We start from the raw sequence: 17871 nt of genomic DNA on the forward strand, positions 1-17871 counted from the left end.
GCGCCGGGGCGGCCCGGTGAGCCGCCCCGGACGATTCGGATCAGGCGAACCAGCCTTGCGGTGACGGGTCGGTGTTGCGCCAGATGTGTTTGGCCTCGCGGTACTCGGCCAGCCCCGACGGCCCGAGTTCGCGACCGGAGCCGGACTGCTTGAAGCCTCCCCACTCGGCCTGCGGGACATAGGGGTGGTAGTCGTTGATCCACACGGTGCCGATCCGCAGGCGGGCCGCGACGCGCTGGGCCTTGGCCTCGTCGGTGCTGAAGACGGCGCCCGCCAGTCCGTAGATCGTGTCGTTGGCCAGACGCACGGCCTCCGCCTCGCCGCTGAAGCGCTCCACGGTGAGCACGGGCCCGAACGACTCGTCCCGGACCACGGACATGTCGGCGCCGCACTCGTCGAGGACGGTGGGCGGATAGTAGAAGCCCTCGTCGAAGCCGGGTCCCGTCGGCCGCGCGCCGCCACACCGCAGCACCGCGCCCTCCGCCAGGCCCTGGGCGACGTACGCCTCGACCTTGGCGCGATGCGCCGCGGAGATCAGCGGACCGGTCTGAGCCCGCTCGTCGAACGGTCCGCCCAGTCTGATCTCCGACGCCCGGTGGACGAGTTCGTCGACGAACCGGTCGTGCAGCCCGTCCTCGACCAGCAGCCGCGCCCCCGCCGAGCAGACCTGCCCGGAATGCAGGAACACCGCGGTCAGCGCCATGTCGACGGCCGTCTCGAAGTCGGCGTCGGCGAAGACGATGTTGGGGTTCTTGCCGCCGAGTTCGAGGGCGACCTTCTTCACCGTCCCGGCCGCCGCGGCCATCAGCAGACGCCCGGTCCGCAGGCCCCCGGTGAAAGAGACCAGGTCCACGTCCGGATGGTCGGCGAGCGGGGCGCCCGCCTCGGGTCCCGCGCCCAGCACCAGATTGGCGACGCCCGAGGGCACGCCCGCCTCCGACAGGAGCCGCATCAGATGGATCGCCGTGTGCGGGGTCAGCTCGCTTGGTTTGAGGACGAACGTGTTGCCCGCGGCGAGCGCCGGCGCCACCTTCCACGCCGTCTGCAGCAGCGGATAGTTCCACGGGGTGATCAGCGCGCAGACCCCGACCGGTTCGTACACGACACGGCTGTCGACGCTCGCCGTGCCCGTCTCGACGACCCGCCCGGTCTCGGTGGCGGCGAGTCGGCCGAAGTAGCGGAAGCAGTTCGCGATGTCGTCGATGTCGTACTCGCTCTCGACGAGCCGCTTGCCCGTGTCGAGCGACTCCGCGCGGGCGAGGACGTCCTTGTCGCGGACGAGGAGGTCGGCGACCCGCGACAGCAGGTCACCGCGGTCCGCCGACGGGATCGCGGGCCAGGGACCCTCGTCGAACGCGCGGCGCGCGGCGCCGATCGCCTCCACCGTGTCCTTGCCGCCCGCCTCGTCGACCACTCCGACCAGCGAGCCGTCTGCGGGGCAGCGGATCTCCCGGGTACGTCCGTCGAGCGCACCCCGCCACGAACCGTCGATGTACAGGTCAGGCACGGGGGCCTCCCAGTCGCTCGATCAACCACGTGTGGAAGACCTCGATGTGATGCTCGGTCGGAACCAGAACACCACCGTTGCGGTAGGCCCGTGACGCCATCGCGGGCTGTGTCCTCTCACAGGCTTCAAAGTCCTGCCGGTTCACCCGGTGGAAGAGCTCCACGGACCTGGACACGTCCGCGCCCGACTCGACGACCTCCGGGGCGTAGAGCCAGTCGCACTCGACGACCGTGCGGTCCTCGGCGAGCGGGAACATGCGGTGCAGGATGACATGGTCCGGGACCAGATTGACGAAGACCGTGGGTTTCACCGTGATCGCGTAGTAGCGGCGGTCCTGCTCCTCCGTGACCTCGGGCAGTCGGGCGAAGCCCTCGCCGCCGTCGATCGTGAAGCCCCGGACGCCCTTGCCGAACGCGGCACCGTGCCCCACGTAGTACTGCGCGGCGTACCCCTTCGTGAACTCCGGTAACACATAGGTCAGTTCGGGGTGGATCGTCGCGCAGTGGTAGCACTCCATGAAGTTCTCGACGAGAAGCTTCCAGTTCGCCCGCACGTCGTAGGTGACGCGCCGGCCCAGGGCGAGGGTCTCGGCGCCGTAGTGCTCGATGGCCGCCGTGCTGCCGAGGCGCTCCACGGCCGCGCCCGTCACCGTCTCCTCGAAGGAGGGCGGTTCGTCGGCCAGGCACACCCAGGCGTAGCCGAGCCATTCGCGCAGGGCGACCGTGACCAGGCCGTACTCGACACGGTCGACGTCCGGCATCCTCGCCAGGTTCGGTGCCGCGACCAGTCTGCCGTCGAGGTCGTACGTCCAGGCGTGGTACGGGCATTGGAGGTTGCGTCGGACCGCGCCCGACTCCTCGGTGCACAGCCGGGCGCCGCGGTGGCGGCAGACGTTGAGGAAGGCCCGCAGTCCACCCGTCCGGGACCGGGTGATCAGGACGCTCTCCCGGCCGACCTGGACGGTACGGAAGGCTCCGGGCCCCGCGAGGTCCGCGGAGCGCACCGCGCAGAACCACATCGACTCGAAGAGCCGCTCCTGCTCCAGCCGGAAGATCTCTGGGTCGGTGTAGTAGCGCCCGGGGAGCGTGGCGATCAGGCTGGGGGAGCGCGGGGAGGGAACGGGCGTCGTCGTCACGTGCGTACTCCTCGGGCGGGTGCGGTGGCGAGGCGGTGAGGGTCGAACAGGCCGATGGGGTGCTCGGTGGAGCCGTCCAGGGCGAGATCGGCGAGGATCTCACCGACGACCGGTACGAATTTGAAGCCGTGTCCGGAGAACCCGCAGGCCACGGTGACGGACTCCGGGTGCGCCGGATGGCGGGCGATGACGAAGTGCTCGTCGGGGGTGTTCGAGTACATGCAGGTGGTCGCCTTGAGGAAGGCGCCCGGCAGGTCGGGGACGCAGCGGGACATGTGGTCGGCCATGGCCCGGACCTCGTCCGCGTGCACGGTCCGGTCGATGTCCTCCGGGGTGCACTCGACGCCCTTGCGAAAGAAGGCGACCTTCGCGCCCAGCGCGGGCCCGTCGATGGACGGGAAGCCGTAGACCTGGACGCCGGCCGCGTCCTCCCAGATGTAGATCGGATGCCGCTCGGGCACGAACGGCCCTACCCCGCCCGTCGGCTGGAACCAGTACATGACCTGGCGTTCGATCCGGAACGGCACCCCCAGATCGGTGAGCAGCCGCGGTGCCCAGGCTCCCGGGCAGATCACCAGCTGACCGGCGGTGTACGTGTGCCCGGCCGTGTGCACCCGCACGCCGTCCCGGTACGGCTCCCAGTGGGTCATCGGCTCGTCGAACCGCAGGTCGGCGCCCTGCCGGGTGGCGAGCTGGAGGTGCGCGGCGACGGTGTTCTCCGGGCGGACCAGTCCCGCCCGCGCCTCGAACAGCGCGACCTCGTCGTCGTGCGGGTTCAGGGTGGGGAAACGGCGCCGGATCTCGGCCGCGTCCAGCATCTCGTGCGGCAGGTCCCACCGCCGCGCCGAGAGCAGCGAACCGGAGACGGTCCGGGAGTCCGGGAGGCCCACCATCACGCCACCGCACAGGGTGGCGATGTCGCGACCCGTCGCCCGCTCCAGCTCGTCGTACAGCTCGTAGGCGCGCAGCAGCAGGGGAACGTACGCCGGGTCCTCGAAGTAGGACTGCCGGGTGATGCGCGAACCGCCGTGGCTGGAGCCCCGGTCGTGCACCGGGCCGAACTTCTCCAGCCCGAGCACACGGGAGCCGCGGGCGGAGAGATGGTGCGCGGCGGCGCTGCCCATGCCGCCGAGGCCGATCACGATCACGTCGTACGCGGTGGACACAGCGCCTCCTCCTGCCTTTTTGTCCGGCTCTTGCCTCTTCATCGGATTCAGCGGCGGATTCGGTTCATCTTCGGATCGAAGAGCGGTTCCTCGGCGACGGTGGCGCGGAGTCTCTCGCCGAAGTAGTCGACGCGCACGCCGGTTCCGGTGGGGAGGGGCGGCAGCCAGGCGTACGCGACACACCGGCCGAGCGTGTAGCCGTACGCGGCGCTGGTGACGTACCCGGCGGGCGCGCCGGCGACATGGACGGGCTCCTTGCCGAGGACGACGGCGGAAGGGTCGTCGAGAAGGAGGGGGGTGAGCCTGCGGGAGGGTTCCCGTCTCGTGAGGCCCCGAAGGGCCTCCTGTCCCACGAAGCCGTCCTTGCCCATGCGGACGGCGAAACCGACCCCCGCCTCGTACGGGTTGTGCTCGTCGGTCATGTCGACGCCCCAGGCCCGGTACCCCTTCTCCAGGCGCAGGGAGTTGAAGGCCGAGCGCCCGGCGGCGATCACCCCGTGCTCCAGGCCCGCCGCCCAGAGGGTGTCCCAGAGCCGGAGCCCCAGATCGGCGGTCGTATACAGCTCCCAGCCGAGTTCCCCGACGTAGCTCAACCGCATGGCGGTGACGGGGACATGCCCCACGTAGGTCTCCTTCGCGCGGAAGTAGCCGAAACCCTCGTGCGAGAAGTCGTCGTGTGTCAGCGGCTGGACGAGGTCCCGGGCCAGCGGACCCCACACACCGATGCAGCAGGTACCGGAGGTGACGTCCCTGACCTGCACGTCCGGCGGCGCGTGCCGCAGGAGCCGGTCCAGGTCGGCGGGGGAGTTGGCGCCGATCTGGAACCGGTCGGGGGCGAGCCGCGCGACGGTGAGGTCGGAGCGGATGCCGCCGCTCTCGTCGAGGAGAAGGGTGTAGGTGACCGTGCCGGGCCGCTTGCGGACGTTGTTGGTGGTCATGCGCTGAAGGAAGGCGAGGCCACCGGGACCGGTGACCTCCAGACGGCGCAGCGGGGTCATGTCGTAGAGCGCGACCTTCTCGCGGGTCGCTCTCGCCTCGGCCGCGGCGACGGGGGACCAGTAGCGGGCGGACCAGGCGTCGCGTTCGGGGAGGGGCCCGAGCGCGTCGACGAGCGGGGCGTTCGCCTCGTACCAGTGCGGCCGCTCCCAGCCGCCGCCTTCCAGGAAGCGCGCGCCGAGCCCCTGCTGTCGGGCGTGGAAGGGGCTGACGCGCAGGGGACGCGGCTGTTCCATCGGCTGGAGGGGGTGCAGGACGTCGTACACCTCGACGAACTGCTGTGAGCCGCGTTCACGGACGTACGACGGTGACCGCTGCGCGTCCTCGAAGCGCGTGAGGTCGCATTCGTGCAGGTCGAGGGAGGCGCGCCCCTCGATCATCCATTCGGCGACGGCTTTCGCCACGCCCGCGGAGTGGGTGACCCAGACGGCCTCGGCCAGCCAGAAGCCGCGGAGCCGCCGGGACTCGCCGAGCACCGGCATACCGTCCGGGGTGAACGAGAAGACGCCGTTGAAGCCTTCCTCGATCTCCGTGTCGCGCAGGGCGGGCAGCAGTCGGCGGCAGTCGTCCCAACTCGGAGCCCAGTCCTCCTCGGTGAACGGGTACGACGACGGCATCTCCCCGCCGTTCGCGCGCGCCGCTTCGTAGGGGAGGACCTCGAACGGGTCGACCGGCAGCGGCCGGTGGGCGTAGCTGCCGATGCCGAGGCGGTCGTGGTGCTCGCGGAAGTAGAGGTCGCGGTCCTGGAAACGCAGGATGGGCCTCGACGCCTCGGACGTCGCTCCGGCGAGTTCCGACAGGGGTCGCGTTCTGGCGTATTGGTGCGCGAGCGGTTGCAGCGGTACGTCGACTCCGGCCATGCGCCCGATGACAGGGCCCCAGAACCCGGCGGCGGACACCACGTGATCGGCGGGGAACGAGCCCCGGTCGGTGATGACCCCGGTGACCCTGCCGTCCGCCTTCTCGATGCCGGTGACTGTGTGACGGTCGAGGAAACGGGCGCCTCGCGCGGTCGCGCGCTCCGCCTGGGCCCGGGCCGCGAGCAGGGCACGGGCCAGGCCGTCGTCCGGGGTGTGGAAGCCGCCGTGCACGGCCGACCCGTCGAGGAGCGGCCAGAGTTCCTTGCACCGGTCGGGTCCGACGACCTCGCCGCGGATCCCCCAGGCGGTCGCGTATCCGGCCCTGCGGTGCAGGTCGGCGAGGCGCTCGGGGGTGGTCGCCAGTTCCAGTCCGCCCACCCGGTCGAAGCAGGAGACCCCATCGACCTGGAGGGAGGAGAACTTCTCGACGGTGTAACGGGCGAACGCGGTCAGTGTCTTCGAGGGGTTGGTCTGGAACACCAGGCCCGGAGCGTGCGAGGTGGATCCTCCCGGGACGGGCAGCGGACCCTGTTCGAGGACGGTGACATCGGTCCAGCCGCGGGCGGTCAGCTCGTCGGCGAGTGAACAGCCGACGATGCCGGCACCGATGACGACGACACGGGGACCGGGACGGGGTGCGAGTGTGCCGGACATGCCCCTCCTTGCCGGGTGGGGGAGTGGACGGGCTCAGGTTGCCGGGCCGCCGGGCGGCGACGCCGTGTGCGCGCCGCGTCCGGTGGGGGCGACGGCGCCGCCGGGGAGCGGGAGGTGCGGGTCGCGGACGGGACCGGTCCCGAGGGCCGGCCGGTTCGCGTGCGAAGGTCCGGCCGCGCCGAACACGCCGAACACACCGGGGGCGGTGAGGTGTTCGACCTGGAAGTCCCCGGGATGCTCACGGGATCACCACCGAACCGTGCCGGGGCGCCTCGCTCCGGTCGTCGAAGTCGACGGCGAAGACCTTCACGGTGTCCTTCGGGCGGGCGCCCGCTCTGGCTGCACGGACCTCGTGGGGCACGGCAGACTCCTCTGCTGTTGCGCTTCGCACGATGGGTTGCGTGATGAGGAACATATTGAGAACGCCGTCAGGTGGCCGTCAAGGGCCGGGAGTTAACCCTTGGCAAATGGCACCCGAGGCCCGAAACGCGGCGGACACACGACGGCGCGGGAACCGGGGGAGGCCAGGCCTGGCGCCGTGAAGAGCGTGCCTGCAAGGAGGCACCGGCCGCGCTCGCGGAGGTTCCGCCGCGCGGGCACGACCGCGGAGGCCGACCTATGACGGGGCCTGGGTCAACTGGCCTGTGGACGGTCCGCGGCAGGGGTCTGCGGCCAACTGCCCGCAGACAGTGCGGGGCGGAGGGTCTGCGGCCGACTGCCCGTGGACCGTCCGCGGCATACGGCCGTACGCCTGAGGTGGCTCGTATCCCACCCGAGTCGCGGGTCGCGGGCGCTGCCACCGCCCGTGGCCGACGGTTCGCCGCGACACGCGCGTCTGGGGCTACCGCTTCCGAGCGGTCACCGGTCCGGGGCGCCGGCTCCGTGCACCGCGGCTGTGTCGCCGCCGTCCCCTCAGAGGCCGTAACCCATTCGGCGCGACAGCTCGGCCCCCGCCGCGACCGTCCGCTTGGCCAGCTCCGGTATGCGGTCGCCGTTCAGCCGGTACACGGGTCCCGACACGCTGATCGCGGCGATCACCCTGCCGTCGTGCGCCCGCACCGGGGCGGCCACGGCGGCGAGCCCCAGCTCCAGCTCGTCGAGGGTGACGCCGTACCCCTGCTCGATCACGGCCTCCAGCTCGCCGCGCAGCGTGGACGGCCCGGTGATCGTGTGCTCCGTGAAGCGCGGCAGGGGGCGGGCGAGCAGTCCCTCCCGCAAGGTGGGCGCCAGATGCGCGAGCAGCACCTTTCCGCTGGACGTGGCGTGCAGTGGAGTACGTCTGCCCAGCCAGTTCTGTGCCGTGACCGACGCCGTGCCGCGGGCCTGCATGATGTTGACCGCCGCGTCGTCGTCCAGCACCGCGATGTTGACGGTCTCACCCAGCTCGTCGGCGAGTTCACGGCAGACGGGGACGCCCTCCTGCGAGATGTCGAGGCGTACGGCCGCCGCCCCCGCGAGGCGCAGCAGCGCGGCTCCCAGGTAGTACTTGCCGCGTTCCTTGGCCTGCGTGACCAGACCGCGGTTCTCCAGGACGCCGAGCAGACGGAACGCGGTGGACTTGTGCACGCCGAGTTCCTCGGCGATCTCGGTGACACCCGCCTCGCCGAGCCTGGCGAGGATCTCCAGCACGCTCACGGCGCGGTCCACCGACTGGACTGCGCTGCCCGCACCCCGGCCGCCCTGCTTGTCGACCGTTTCCGCGGTGTGTTCAGGCTGCTCCTGTACGGGGGTCATGGCTCGACTCTCATCACCTGACGGCCTGTTCGGGCCGCATCTACGGGAAGCCTTTGACGTGACGGGATCATCGCGCGGACTCTGTTGCGCATAGCACTCCCTCGTGCGCCATGTGAAACATCATGTTACCGAAGCGTCCGTAACCCGGAGATTTCCAGGCGATCCAGCATCTGCGATCGCGGACGGACTGGCCGGACCGGGAAGGGTGCACCTCACCGTGGAGGAGGGCACAGCCGCCTGAACGCCATGGCCCCGCTCCGGCATTCGTCCTGAACGACCCGGGACTGTGCGATGGAGGCCGCCCGACGAAGGCGGCGCGACCGTCATCCGCGGGTGGTGGCCGTCGGTGACGCCGGCCGCGCAGACGGCACCCGCAGCGTGTGCCGGAGCACCGGCCCTCCGCCGCCGGGCAACCACGCATCCCGGTCGGTGACTTGCTCGCCCGGTACACGATGGCGACCCTGCGGTTCCTACCCTGCTTCTGATGACACCGGGAGGGCGCGCGGATCCAGTTCGCGAGGCGGCGGCGGGATCCGGTCGAGGCCGCCTTCGGCGAGGGAACCCTCGCCGAAGGCGAACCACCTGACACACCGTCGTGCCGTGCCGTTCCGGCCGCCCGGGGCCGAGACCGAGAAGCTGTCGCGTCGCTACGAGTGCGACAACTGCCCGGCCCCGCCCCGCCTGCGTATCCGCTCCTGGGCGCGCGCCGCGACGCGCTCCTGCCGCCTGGCCCTGCGGCGCTCACGACGGAGTGCCCGCGCGGTGCTGCTCGGCACCGACACCACGCCGTTCCGCTGGTTCCACACCTGTCGGGTCACCCAGACGTCCAGAACCCCCCAAGTGGCCACGACCGTACTGGCCACGCTGCTCAGGACCATCGGGAAGGCCAGCCATGACCCCGCCATCGTGCACAGGAAGGCAACGACGGCCTGGGTCAGCGTCACCGCGATGATGAGGACCGCGCGCACGGCCGACGTTCGCACCGGATCGGGCAGCCGGCGCCTGCGCGCGGGCTCCTCGATCCACAGCGGCCGGTAGTACGCCCGCTCTTCGCGGCTCTCGTGCCCGGAGACGGCAGCGGCCACCTCGGGCGCTCTGCTGTGCCCGTCCGCGACGATGCCCCGGACCTCCGCCGTCACCGCTGCCGCGGCCGTCACCGCTGCCGTGACCGCTGTCCGTCGGCTGTCGGGCCGATCGTGGCCATCCTCCGGAATGTCGTGATCCTGCGCCCGCGTGGCCGGTTGTGCCGCCTCGCGAGTCGTCGCCCTTGTCGCGGATGCCTCGCTCCGCTCCGCCGTGCCCATCAACTTGTCACTCCCCACCGCCCAGCAGCCCTCTCGCACGGGTGTCTCGCGACTCCCGCCCCCCAGTGGCTGCCCGGCTTGCGTTCTTTTACGCCGCCCGGGCGCGGCATACGGCGCCTACGGCCGATTCCGCCCCCAATTCCCGTACAGAAAGACGAACGACCTGCCCCGAAGATTCCCGGCCAGGGAAGAATTTCGGCCAAGTGGCGAAGTTCCCCGATGCGCTGCGGTCCGGCCGCAAGTGCCTGAATCGGGGCGGCAATCTCCCCCAATGAACGGACAACTCCCCATGCCTGGTTCCCTGTCGAGCCGGGACGGCGACACGACGGGCCTTCGAGTTACCTGTGGGTCAGTAGTAGGCTCACGCCGTTTGTTGACGTACATGTGTACCCCCGGGCCGGAGGGGGTCGAGCAGGGGGAGGCCATGCGCTTTCGCGGGAAGTCCATCCGCCGGAAGATTGTGGCGCTGCTCCTCGTGCCCCTGGTGTCCTTGACCGCGATCTGGGCTTTCGCGACCGTGCTCACAGGACGCGAGGCCGGCGAACTCTTCAGCGTGTCCGACATCGTGGAGAAGATCGCCTATCCGACCGAGGACACCGTCAGGGTCCTCCAGCAGGAACGCCGCCAGACGCTCGTCTACCTGGCGGATCCCCGAGCGTCCGACGGGATCGCCGCGCTCAGGCGCAGCCGGAGCGCCACGGACCGGACCGTCGCCCAGCTCCGCAGGAACTCCAGGGACAAGGACGTCCGCGAGGAGTTGGGCGGGGGCACCTCGGAGCGCCTCACCTCCCTTCTCGACGCGGTCGACGGCATCGAACCGCTGCGCGGCGGCGTCGAGGACGGCACCGTCGACCGGGCCCACGCCCTCGACCTCTACAACCAACTCGTCGACCCCTGTTACGTCCTGCTGGCCAACCTGCACGTGGTCGACGACGTGGAACTGGACAAGCAGGGCCGCGCCCTCGTCAATGTGTCCCGCGCCCGCGAACTGCTCTCCCGCGAGGACGCCCTGCTCGGCTCCGCCCTGGTCGCCGGGCACATCACCCGCGAAGAACTCCGCGACATCTCCGACCTCGTGGCCCAGCGGACCCTTCTGTACGACGTCAGCCTGCCGCTGCTTCCCGCCGCCGAACGGGAACGCTTCCAGCGCTACTGGAGGAACGCGGGCACGGGGCCGCTGCGGATGGCGGAGCAGACGGTCGCCGGTTCCACGGCCGGTGAACCGCGCGGCGTCACCGCGAGGAGCTGGGACGGCGCGGCCGACCGGGTGCTCGACGAACTCGGGACGCTCGAGGACCGGGCGGGCGACCACTACCAGGACCGCGTCAGGCCCGTGGCCATGGCCGTCATCCTCAAGGCGGTCGTCGCGGGTGTCGTCGGCCTGATCGCCCTGCTGATCTCGCTCGTCATGTCCGTACGCATCGGCCGGAGCCTCATTCGCGACCTGCGGAGGCTGCGCCTGGAGGCCCACGAGGCGTCCGGTGTGCGGTTGCCCAGTGTGATGCGCCGTCTGTCCGCCGGTGAACAGGTCGACGTGGAGACCGAGGTGCCGCGCCTGGAGTACGACAGGAACGAGATAGGCGAGGTCGGGCAGGCGCTCAACACCCTCCAGCGCGCCGCCGTCGAGGCGGCCGTCAAACAGTCCGAACTGCGCGAGGGCGTCTCCGAGGTCTTCGTCAACCTCGCCCGCCGCAGCCAGGTCCTGCTCCACAAGCAGCTCACCCTCCTGGACACCATGGAGCGCAGGACCGACGACACCGACGAACTGGCCGACCTGTTCCGTCTGGACCACCTGACCACCCGTATGCGACGCCATGCCGAGGGTCTGGTCATCCTGTCCGGAGCCGCGCCGTCCCGGCAGTGGCGCAAACCGGTCCAGCTCATGGACATCGTGCGTGCCGCCGTCGCCGAGGTCGAGGACTACGAGCGCATCGAGGTACGCCGGCTGCCGCGCGTCGCCCTCACCGGGCCCGCCGTCGCCGACCTCACCCATCTCGTGGCCGAACTCCTCGAGAACGCCACGGTGTTCTCGCCCCCGCACACGGCCGTTCACGTCGTCGGCGAGCGGGTCGGCAACGGCTTCACCCTGGAGATCCACGACCGGGGACTCGGCATGGCCGCCGAAGCGCTGCTGGACGCCAACCTGCGGCTCGCCGAGACGCCCGAGTTCGAACTCTCCGACACGGACCGGCTCGGCCTCTTCGTGGTCAGCCGGCTCGCGCAGCGGCAGAACGTCCGCGTCTCGCTCCAGCCGTCCCCCTACGGCGGTACCACCGCGGTCGTCTTCATGCCGGACGCCCTGCTGTCGAACGACGTACCGGACACCAACGGCATCGGATTCCGCCTCGATCGGACCCTGCCCACCAAGGCGTCCGGGACCGAGGAGAGCCGCAAGGCGGCGCTGACCCAGTCGCCGGCGCGGCTGCCGGGGCTGCCCGCCTCGATCCTGGACGGCCCCGTCGAGCTGGAAACGCCTGTCGACCTGGACACGCTGACCGGGTTCCCCGGCGCTCTCGGCGACGACGACAGCGAACGCGGCGGGCTGTTCCGCCCTCGTCGCTCCATCTCCGGGGTCCCCGCGGGCCGGCACCAACAGGTCGGCGGCGGGGACGACGACGAGCCCGCCCGCTCCGCGGATCACGACGCCGATCCGGGCACGGCGCCCGTCCCGCTGCCGCGGCGCCGGACACCGAAACTCGTCAGCTCCCACGGCCGTCCCGTCACCCGGGCCAGGTCGCTGCGCGACGAGGCGGACCACGACGCGGCGCAGGACTTCGAACAGGCCCAGAACCTGGAACCGGTGCGGAGCCAGGGAATCCCGGCGGACCCGGAACCGATACGACGAGCGGACCGCCAGGAACGTCGTGCGGCGGAAGCCGAAGGCATGAAACCGCTGCCCATGCGGCGCGGCGAACGATCCACGGTGTCGGCCCGGCACGGCGGTGAGCGTCCCGCCGTCCCCGGTCCGCGCGGGCCTTCCGGCGCCCCGGACAGACCCGGCCTTCGTGAGGCTCCCGAACCGCGCGGCGAGTCCGACGACGCCCCGGCTCTGCCCCGGCGCACACGCGGCACCGCCGCGGCGGCGGGTCCGGACGACACCACCCCGCGCCGCGACGGCACGGAGGAGCAGGCAGAATCGGGCACGGCACCACTGCCCCGGCGCGTCCGGCAGGCCAGTCTGGCCCCGCAGTTGAAGGACGGACCGGACCGGCGCGCCGAGCGCGACAAGACCCGCGACCGCACAGGGGCGGACCCCGCCGAGCGGGACGCCGACGAAGTACGCAGCCGGATGGCCTCGCTCCAGCGAGGCTGGCAACGCGGCCGCGACGAGAACGCCGTGGGCGACCAGACCCAGGACGGCTCAGCACGACGAACGACAGAGGGGGACGGTCGATGACCGCACCGAAGGCCGCACGGCCCACAGCGACCAGCAACGTGACCGGCGAGCTCAACTGGCTGCTCGACGAACTGGTGGATCGCGTCGCCAGCATCCACAAGGCGATCGTGCTCTCCGGCGACGGACTTCCCACCGGGGCCTCGAAGGACCTCACCCGGGAGGACAGCGAGCACCTGGCCGCCGTCGCCTCCGGCTTCCACAGCCTCGCGAAGGGTGTCGGTCGCCACTTCGAGGCCGGCAGTGTCCGGCAGACCGTCGTCGAACTCGACGAGGCCTTCCTGTTCGTCACGGCGGCCGGCGACGGCAGCTGCCTCGCGGTCCTGTCGGACGCGGACTCGGACGTGGGCCAGGTCGCTTACGAGATGACGCTTCTCGTCAAGCGGGTCGGCGTACATCTGGCCGCCAGTCCACGCGCCGATGTGCCGACGGGCGGATAGTGGGATGACATGAGCGGAGACGGTCAGGGAAAACGCCACTGGTTCGACGACGAGGCCGGACCCGTGGTCCGTCCGTACGCGATGACACGCGGCCGCACCACCAGCGCGGCCCAGCACCGCCTGGATCTGATCGCGGTGGTGGTCACCGAACAGCACGCCGACGACCCCGAGGCGGACCACACGCTGTCCCCGGAACATGTGGACATCGTCGAACTCTGCCGTGACGCTCCCCAGTCGGTCGCCGAACTCGCAGCCGAACTCGATCTGCCCGTCGGAGTGGTACGCGTCCTCATCGGGGACCTCGTGGACGACGAAATGGTCCATGTGACACGTCCCGTACCCCCTGCCGAACTGCCGGACGAGAGTATTCTGCGCGACGTGATCAGCGGCCTCCGGGTGCTCTGAGCTGGGCGGAAACGGGGAACAGACGTGACAGGCTGGCAGTTCTGGGTCGATCGGGGCGGTACGTTCACGGACATCGTCGCGCGGCGACCCGACGGCCGCCTGCTCACGCACAAACTCCTGTCCGACGATCCGGCCCGCTACGCCGACGCGGCCGTCGCGGGCGTCCGTGAACTCCTCGCCCGCGACGGGGAGGCCGCGGGCGCCCCGGTCGACGTGGTCCGCATGGGCACCACCGTCGCGACCAACGCCCTCCTGGAACGCGCGGGCGAGCGCACGCTCCTGGTCACCACCCGGGGCTTCCGAGACGCCCTGCGCATCGCCTACCAGAACCGCCCCGCCATCTTCGCCCGCGCGATCGAACTCCCCGATCTGCTCCATGAACGGGTCGTCGAGGTCGACGAACGGATCGCCGCCGACGGCACCGTCCTGCGCGCCCCCGACCTGGACGCACTGGCCGCGCCCCTTCAAGAGGCCTACGACGACGGGATCCGAGCGGTCGCCGTGGTCTGCATGCACAGCCACCTCCACCCCGCCCACGAACAGGCGGTGGGTGAACTGGCGGCCCGCGTCGGCTTCCCGCAGATCTCCCTCTCCAGCGAGGTCAGCCCGCTGATGAAGCTGGTCCCCCGCGGGGACACCGCCGTCGTCGACGCCTACCTGTCGCCCGTGCTGCGCCGCTACGTCCGGCACGTCGCCGATGAACTCCAGGGCGTACGGCTGATGTTCATGCAGTCGAACGGAGGCCTCGCCGAGGCCGGCCAGTTCCGCGGCAAGGACGCAGTCCTGTCCGGACCGGCCGGCGGCATCGTCGGCATGGCCCGCATGTCGCGACTCGCCGGCTTCCACCGGGTCATCGGCTTCGACATGGGCGGCACGTCCACGGACGTCTCGCACTTCGCCGGAGAGTACGAGCGGGTCTTCACCACCCGGATCGCCGGCGTACGGCTGCGCGCCCCCATGCTGGACATCCACACCGTCGCCGCGGGCGGCGGTTCGGTGCTCCACTTCGACGGCTCCCGCTACCGGGTGGGCCCCGACTCGGCCGGGGCCGACCCCGGCCCCGCCTCCTACCGGCGAGGCGGCCCGTTGACGGTCACCGACGCCAACGTCGCCCTCGGGCGCATCCAGCCCGACCACTTCCCGAAGGTCTTCGGCCCCGACGGGGACCAACCCCTCGACGGTGCCCTGGTCCGCGACCGGTTCGCCGCCCTCGCGCGCGAGATCCGTGAGAGGACCGGCGACGACCGCACCCCGGAGCAGGTCGCCGAGGGCTACCTCCAGGTCGCCGTGGCCAACATCGCCAACGCGGTCAAGCGGATCTCCGTCCAGAAGGGCCATGACGTCACCCGCTACACGCTGACCACCTTCGGCGGCGCCGGAGGCCAGCACGCGTGCATGGTCGCCGATTCCCTCGGCATCCGCACCGTCCTCGTCCCACCCATGGCAGGCGTCCTGTCCGCCCTCGGCATCGGACTCGCCGACACGACAGCCATGCGCGAACAGTCCGTCGAGGCGCCCCTGGAACCGTCCTCGATGCCGGGCATCCTGAAGACGGCCGAGGCCCTGGAGGCCGCCGCCCGGGCCGAACTCCTGGCCGAGGACGTCCCCGAGCACCGCATCCGGATCACCCGCCGGGCCCAGCTCCGCTATGACGGCACGGACACGGCACTGACCGTCGAGCTCGGCGAACCCGACACCATGACCCACGCCTTCGAAGAACGTCATCGCGCCACCTACTCCTTCACCCTCGACCGCCCGCTCGTCGTCGAAGCCCTCTCCGTGGAAGCCACCGGTCTCACCGAAACCCCCGATCTGTCCGCACTCGCCCCGTACGAGGCACCCGCGTCCCACCCGGCCGGTCCGGAGACGGTGCGTCTCAGGACCGGCGGCAGCTGGCACGACGTGCCCCTGCGCCGCCGCGAGGAACTCCCGCCCGGCGAGACCGTCACCGGACCGGCGATCGTCGCCGAATCCGGCGCGACGACCGTCGTCGACGACGGTTGGCGGGCCGCGACCACCGACGACGGGCATCTGCTCATGGAACGGGCCGCAGTCACGGAGAGTTCCGATCTCGGCACAGCCGCGGACCCCGTTCTCCTCGAGGTCTTCAACAACCTCTTCATGTCCATCGCGGAACAGATGGGCGCCCGCCTGGAATCGACCGCCCAGTCCGTCAATATCAAGGAGCGCCTGGACTTCTCCTGCGCGCTCTTCGACCCCGACGGGGCCCTGGTGGCCAACGCCCCGCACATCCCGGTCCACTTGGGCTCCATGGGGACGAGCGTGCAGGAGGTCGTCCGGCGGCGCGGGGACGGCATGCGGCCGGGTGACACGTACGCCGTCAACGACCCGTACCACGGCGGCACCCATCTCCCCGATGTCACCGTGATCACCCCGGTCTTCGACACGGAGGGTGACCGGATCCTGTTCTACGTCGCCTCGCGCGGCCACCACGCCGAGATCGGCGGCATCGCCCCGGGCTCCATGCCCGCGAACAGCCGGACCATCGACGAGGAGGGCGTCCTCTTCGACAACTGGCTGCTCGCCGAGGACGGCCGCTTCCGCGAGGCGGAGACGCGAGCCCTGCTCACCGGACCACCCCACCCCTCGCGCAACCCGAAGACGAACCTCGCCGACCTGCGCGCCCAGATCGCCGCCAACCGGAAGGGCGTCGACGAAGTCGGCCGCATGATCGAGGACTTCGGGCTCGACGTCGTCCAGGCGTACATGAAGCACGTCCAGGACAACGCCGAGGAAGCGGTACGCCGCGTCATCGACACGCTCGAGGACGGTGAGTGCGCCTACGAGACCGACTCCGGGGCGGTCATCCGCGTCCGAGTCTCCGTGGACCGTGCGGCGCGCGAGGCCACGGTCGACTTCACCGGCACCTCCGACCAGCTCACCACCAACTTCAACGCGCCGTTCGCCGTGGTCAACGCAGCGGTCCTGTACGTCTTCCGCACCCTCGTGGACGACGACATCCCGCTCAACGACGGCTGTCTGCGCCCCCTGCGCATCGTGGTGCCACCGCGCTCGATGCTCGCTCCCGAACCCCCGGCCGCCGTCGTCGCCGGCAACGTGGAGACGTCCCAGGCGATCACCGGGGCCCTCTACGCGGCCCTGGGCGTGCAGGCCGAGGGCTCCGGCACCATGAACAACGTCACCTTCGGCAATGAGCGCCACCAGTACTACGAGACCGTCGCCTCCGGATCGGGAGCTGGCGACGGCTTCCCCGGCGCCTGTGTGGTGCAGACCCACATGACCAACTCGCGCCTCACCGACCCCGAGGTCCTGGAGTGGCGACTGCCCGTCCGCCTCGACGAGTTCGCGATCAGGCGCGGCAGCGGTGGTCCCGGACAATGGCGAGGCGGCGACGGTGCCGTGCGCCGCATCCGGTTCCTCGAGCCCATGACCGTCTCCACGCTCTCCCAGCATCGCCGGGTACCGCCGTACGGCATGGCCGGCGGCGAGCCCGGGGCCCTCGGCGCCAACCGGGTCGAGCACGCCGACGGAACCGTCACGGAACTCGGCGGCAGCGACGCGGCGGACGTCCGCCCCGGCGACGTACTCGTCATCGAAACCCCTGGTGGCGGGGGCTACGGCCCACCGTCCCACGACCCCCATCAAGCAGGAGAAGAGAACGATGATCTTCGGGCGTTCTGAGCGAGGCAAGCCGCCGGTCGAGCCCGTCACGCTCAAGATCCTTGTGGCCGGCGGCTTCGGGGTGGGCAAGACGACCCTTGTCGGCGCGGTCAGCGAGATCAAGCCGCTGCGCACCGAGGAACTCCTCACGGAGGCGGGCCGGCCCATCGACGACACCAGCGGCGTGGAGGCCAAGAAAACCACGACCGTCGCCATGGACTTCGGCCGGATCACCCTCCGCGAGGACCTGGTGCTCTACCTGTTCGGAACCCCCGGACAGGACCGTTTCTGGTTCCTCTGGGACGAGCTCGCCACCGGTGCCCTGGGCGCTGTCGTGCTGGCCGACACCCGCCGCCTGGAGGACTGCTTCGCCGCGGTCGACTACTTCGAGCGGCGCTCCATACCCTTCGTGGTCGGAGTCAACTGCTTCCAGGAAGCCGCGCGTTATCCCGCGGAGGACGTGCGGCAGGCCCTCGACCTCGACCCGGGGGTGCCTGTCGTCCTCTGCGACGCGCGGGACCGGGAGTCCGTCAAGGAGGTCCTCATCCGGGTCGTGCAACACGCGATGGCCCATGCCGCCGCCCGTCGGGAGGCCGTCGCCACCTGACCTGACGTGGCCGGACCCGACACACGG

At 70.9% G+C, this 17871-nt stretch carries 12 protein-coding genes; 5 read left to right on the forward strand and 7 right to left on the reverse strand.

The window, feature by feature from the left end; genetic code table 11:
• Positions 1 to 40: 40 nt before the first annotated feature.
• From ACFYW7_RS21465 to ACFYW7_RS21495, 7 genes are all read right to left on the reverse strand, one after another.
• On the reverse strand, positions 41 to 1507 hold the full coding sequence (locus ACFYW7_RS21465; protein WP_389504571.1) for an aldehyde dehydrogenase family protein: 1467 nt from the start codon (positions 1505 to 1507) through the stop codon (positions 41 to 43).
• Entirely contained in the window at positions 1500 to 2642 is a 1143-nt protein-coding gene (locus tag ACFYW7_RS21470; protein ID WP_389504573.1) for an aromatic ring-hydroxylating dioxygenase subunit alpha, read from the reverse strand. The genes ACFYW7_RS21465 and ACFYW7_RS21470 overlap by 8 nt, the downstream gene beginning before the upstream one ends.
• Positions 2639 to 3808 carry an N-methyl-L-tryptophan oxidase gene (gene solA / locus ACFYW7_RS21475; protein ID WP_389504575.1) on the reverse strand — a complete coding sequence of 390 codons (1170 nt, stop codon included), beginning with the start codon at positions 3806 to 3808 and terminating at the stop codon, positions 2639 to 2641. The genes ACFYW7_RS21470 and solA overlap by 4 nt, the downstream gene beginning before the upstream one ends.
• Before the next feature lie 47 nt (positions 3809 to 3855).
• Positions 3856 to 6318 (reverse strand): FAD-dependent oxidoreductase, encoded by a 2463-nt coding sequence (locus tag ACFYW7_RS21480; RefSeq protein WP_389504577.1) that lies wholly within the window; start codon positions 6316 to 6318, stop codon positions 3856 to 3858.
• 238 nt (positions 6319 to 6556) lie between these two features.
• Positions 6557 to 6679: a hypothetical protein gene (locus tag ACFYW7_RS21485; RefSeq protein ID WP_389504580.1), complete on the reverse strand. Its 123-nt coding sequence runs from the start codon at positions 6677 to 6679 to the stop codon at positions 6557 to 6559.
• Positions 6680 to 7230: 551 nt separating this feature from the next.
• Complete coding sequence (locus ACFYW7_RS21490; protein WP_389504583.1) at positions 7231 to 8052, reverse strand: IclR family transcriptional regulator; 822 nt, start codon at positions 8050 to 8052, stop codon at positions 7231 to 7233.
• A 647-nt stretch (positions 8053 to 8699) separates the two neighbouring features.
• Positions 8700 to 9356, reverse strand: coding sequence for a hypothetical protein (locus ACFYW7_RS21495; RefSeq protein ID WP_389504585.1), 657 nt, complete (start codon positions 9354 to 9356; stop codon positions 8700 to 8702).
• A gap of 424 nt (positions 9357 to 9780) precedes the next feature.
• On the opposite strand from ACFYW7_RS21495, the gene ACFYW7_RS21500 reads away from it, so the two are divergent.
• The 5 genes from ACFYW7_RS21500 to ACFYW7_RS21520 are packed head-to-tail and all read left to right on the forward strand — an operon-like array spanning position 9781 to position 17844.
• Entirely contained in the window at positions 9781 to 12753 is a 2973-nt protein-coding gene (locus ACFYW7_RS21500) for a nitrate- and nitrite sensing domain-containing protein (RefSeq protein WP_389504587.1), read from the forward strand.
• Complete coding sequence (locus tag ACFYW7_RS21505) at positions 12750 to 13190, forward strand: roadblock/LC7 domain-containing protein (protein ID WP_389504589.1); 441 nt, start codon at positions 12750 to 12752, stop codon at positions 13188 to 13190. The genes ACFYW7_RS21500 and ACFYW7_RS21505 overlap by 4 nt, the downstream gene beginning before the upstream one ends.
• A 9-nt stretch (positions 13191 to 13199) precedes the next feature.
• On the forward strand, positions 13200 to 13595 hold the full coding sequence (locus ACFYW7_RS21510; protein ID WP_389504591.1) for a DUF742 domain-containing protein: 396 nt from the start codon (positions 13200 to 13202) through the stop codon (positions 13593 to 13595).
• 24 nt (positions 13596 to 13619) lie between these two features.
• Positions 13620 to 17258 carry a hydantoinase B/oxoprolinase family protein gene (locus tag ACFYW7_RS21515; RefSeq protein WP_389504593.1) on the forward strand — a complete coding sequence of 1213 codons (3639 nt, stop codon included), beginning with the start codon at positions 13620 to 13622 and terminating at the stop codon, positions 17256 to 17258.
• Complete coding sequence (locus ACFYW7_RS21520; protein WP_389504595.1) at positions 17239 to 17844, forward strand: ATP/GTP-binding protein; 606 nt, start codon at positions 17239 to 17241, stop codon at positions 17842 to 17844. The genes ACFYW7_RS21515 and ACFYW7_RS21520 overlap by 20 nt, the downstream gene beginning before the upstream one ends.
• Positions 17845 to 17871 lie beyond the last annotated feature (27 nt).

It is taken from the genome of Streptomyces sp. NPDC002580 (assembly GCF_042889485.1).
Taxonomy (GTDB): Bacteria; Actinomycetota; Actinomycetes; order Streptomycetales; family Streptomycetaceae; genus Streptomyces.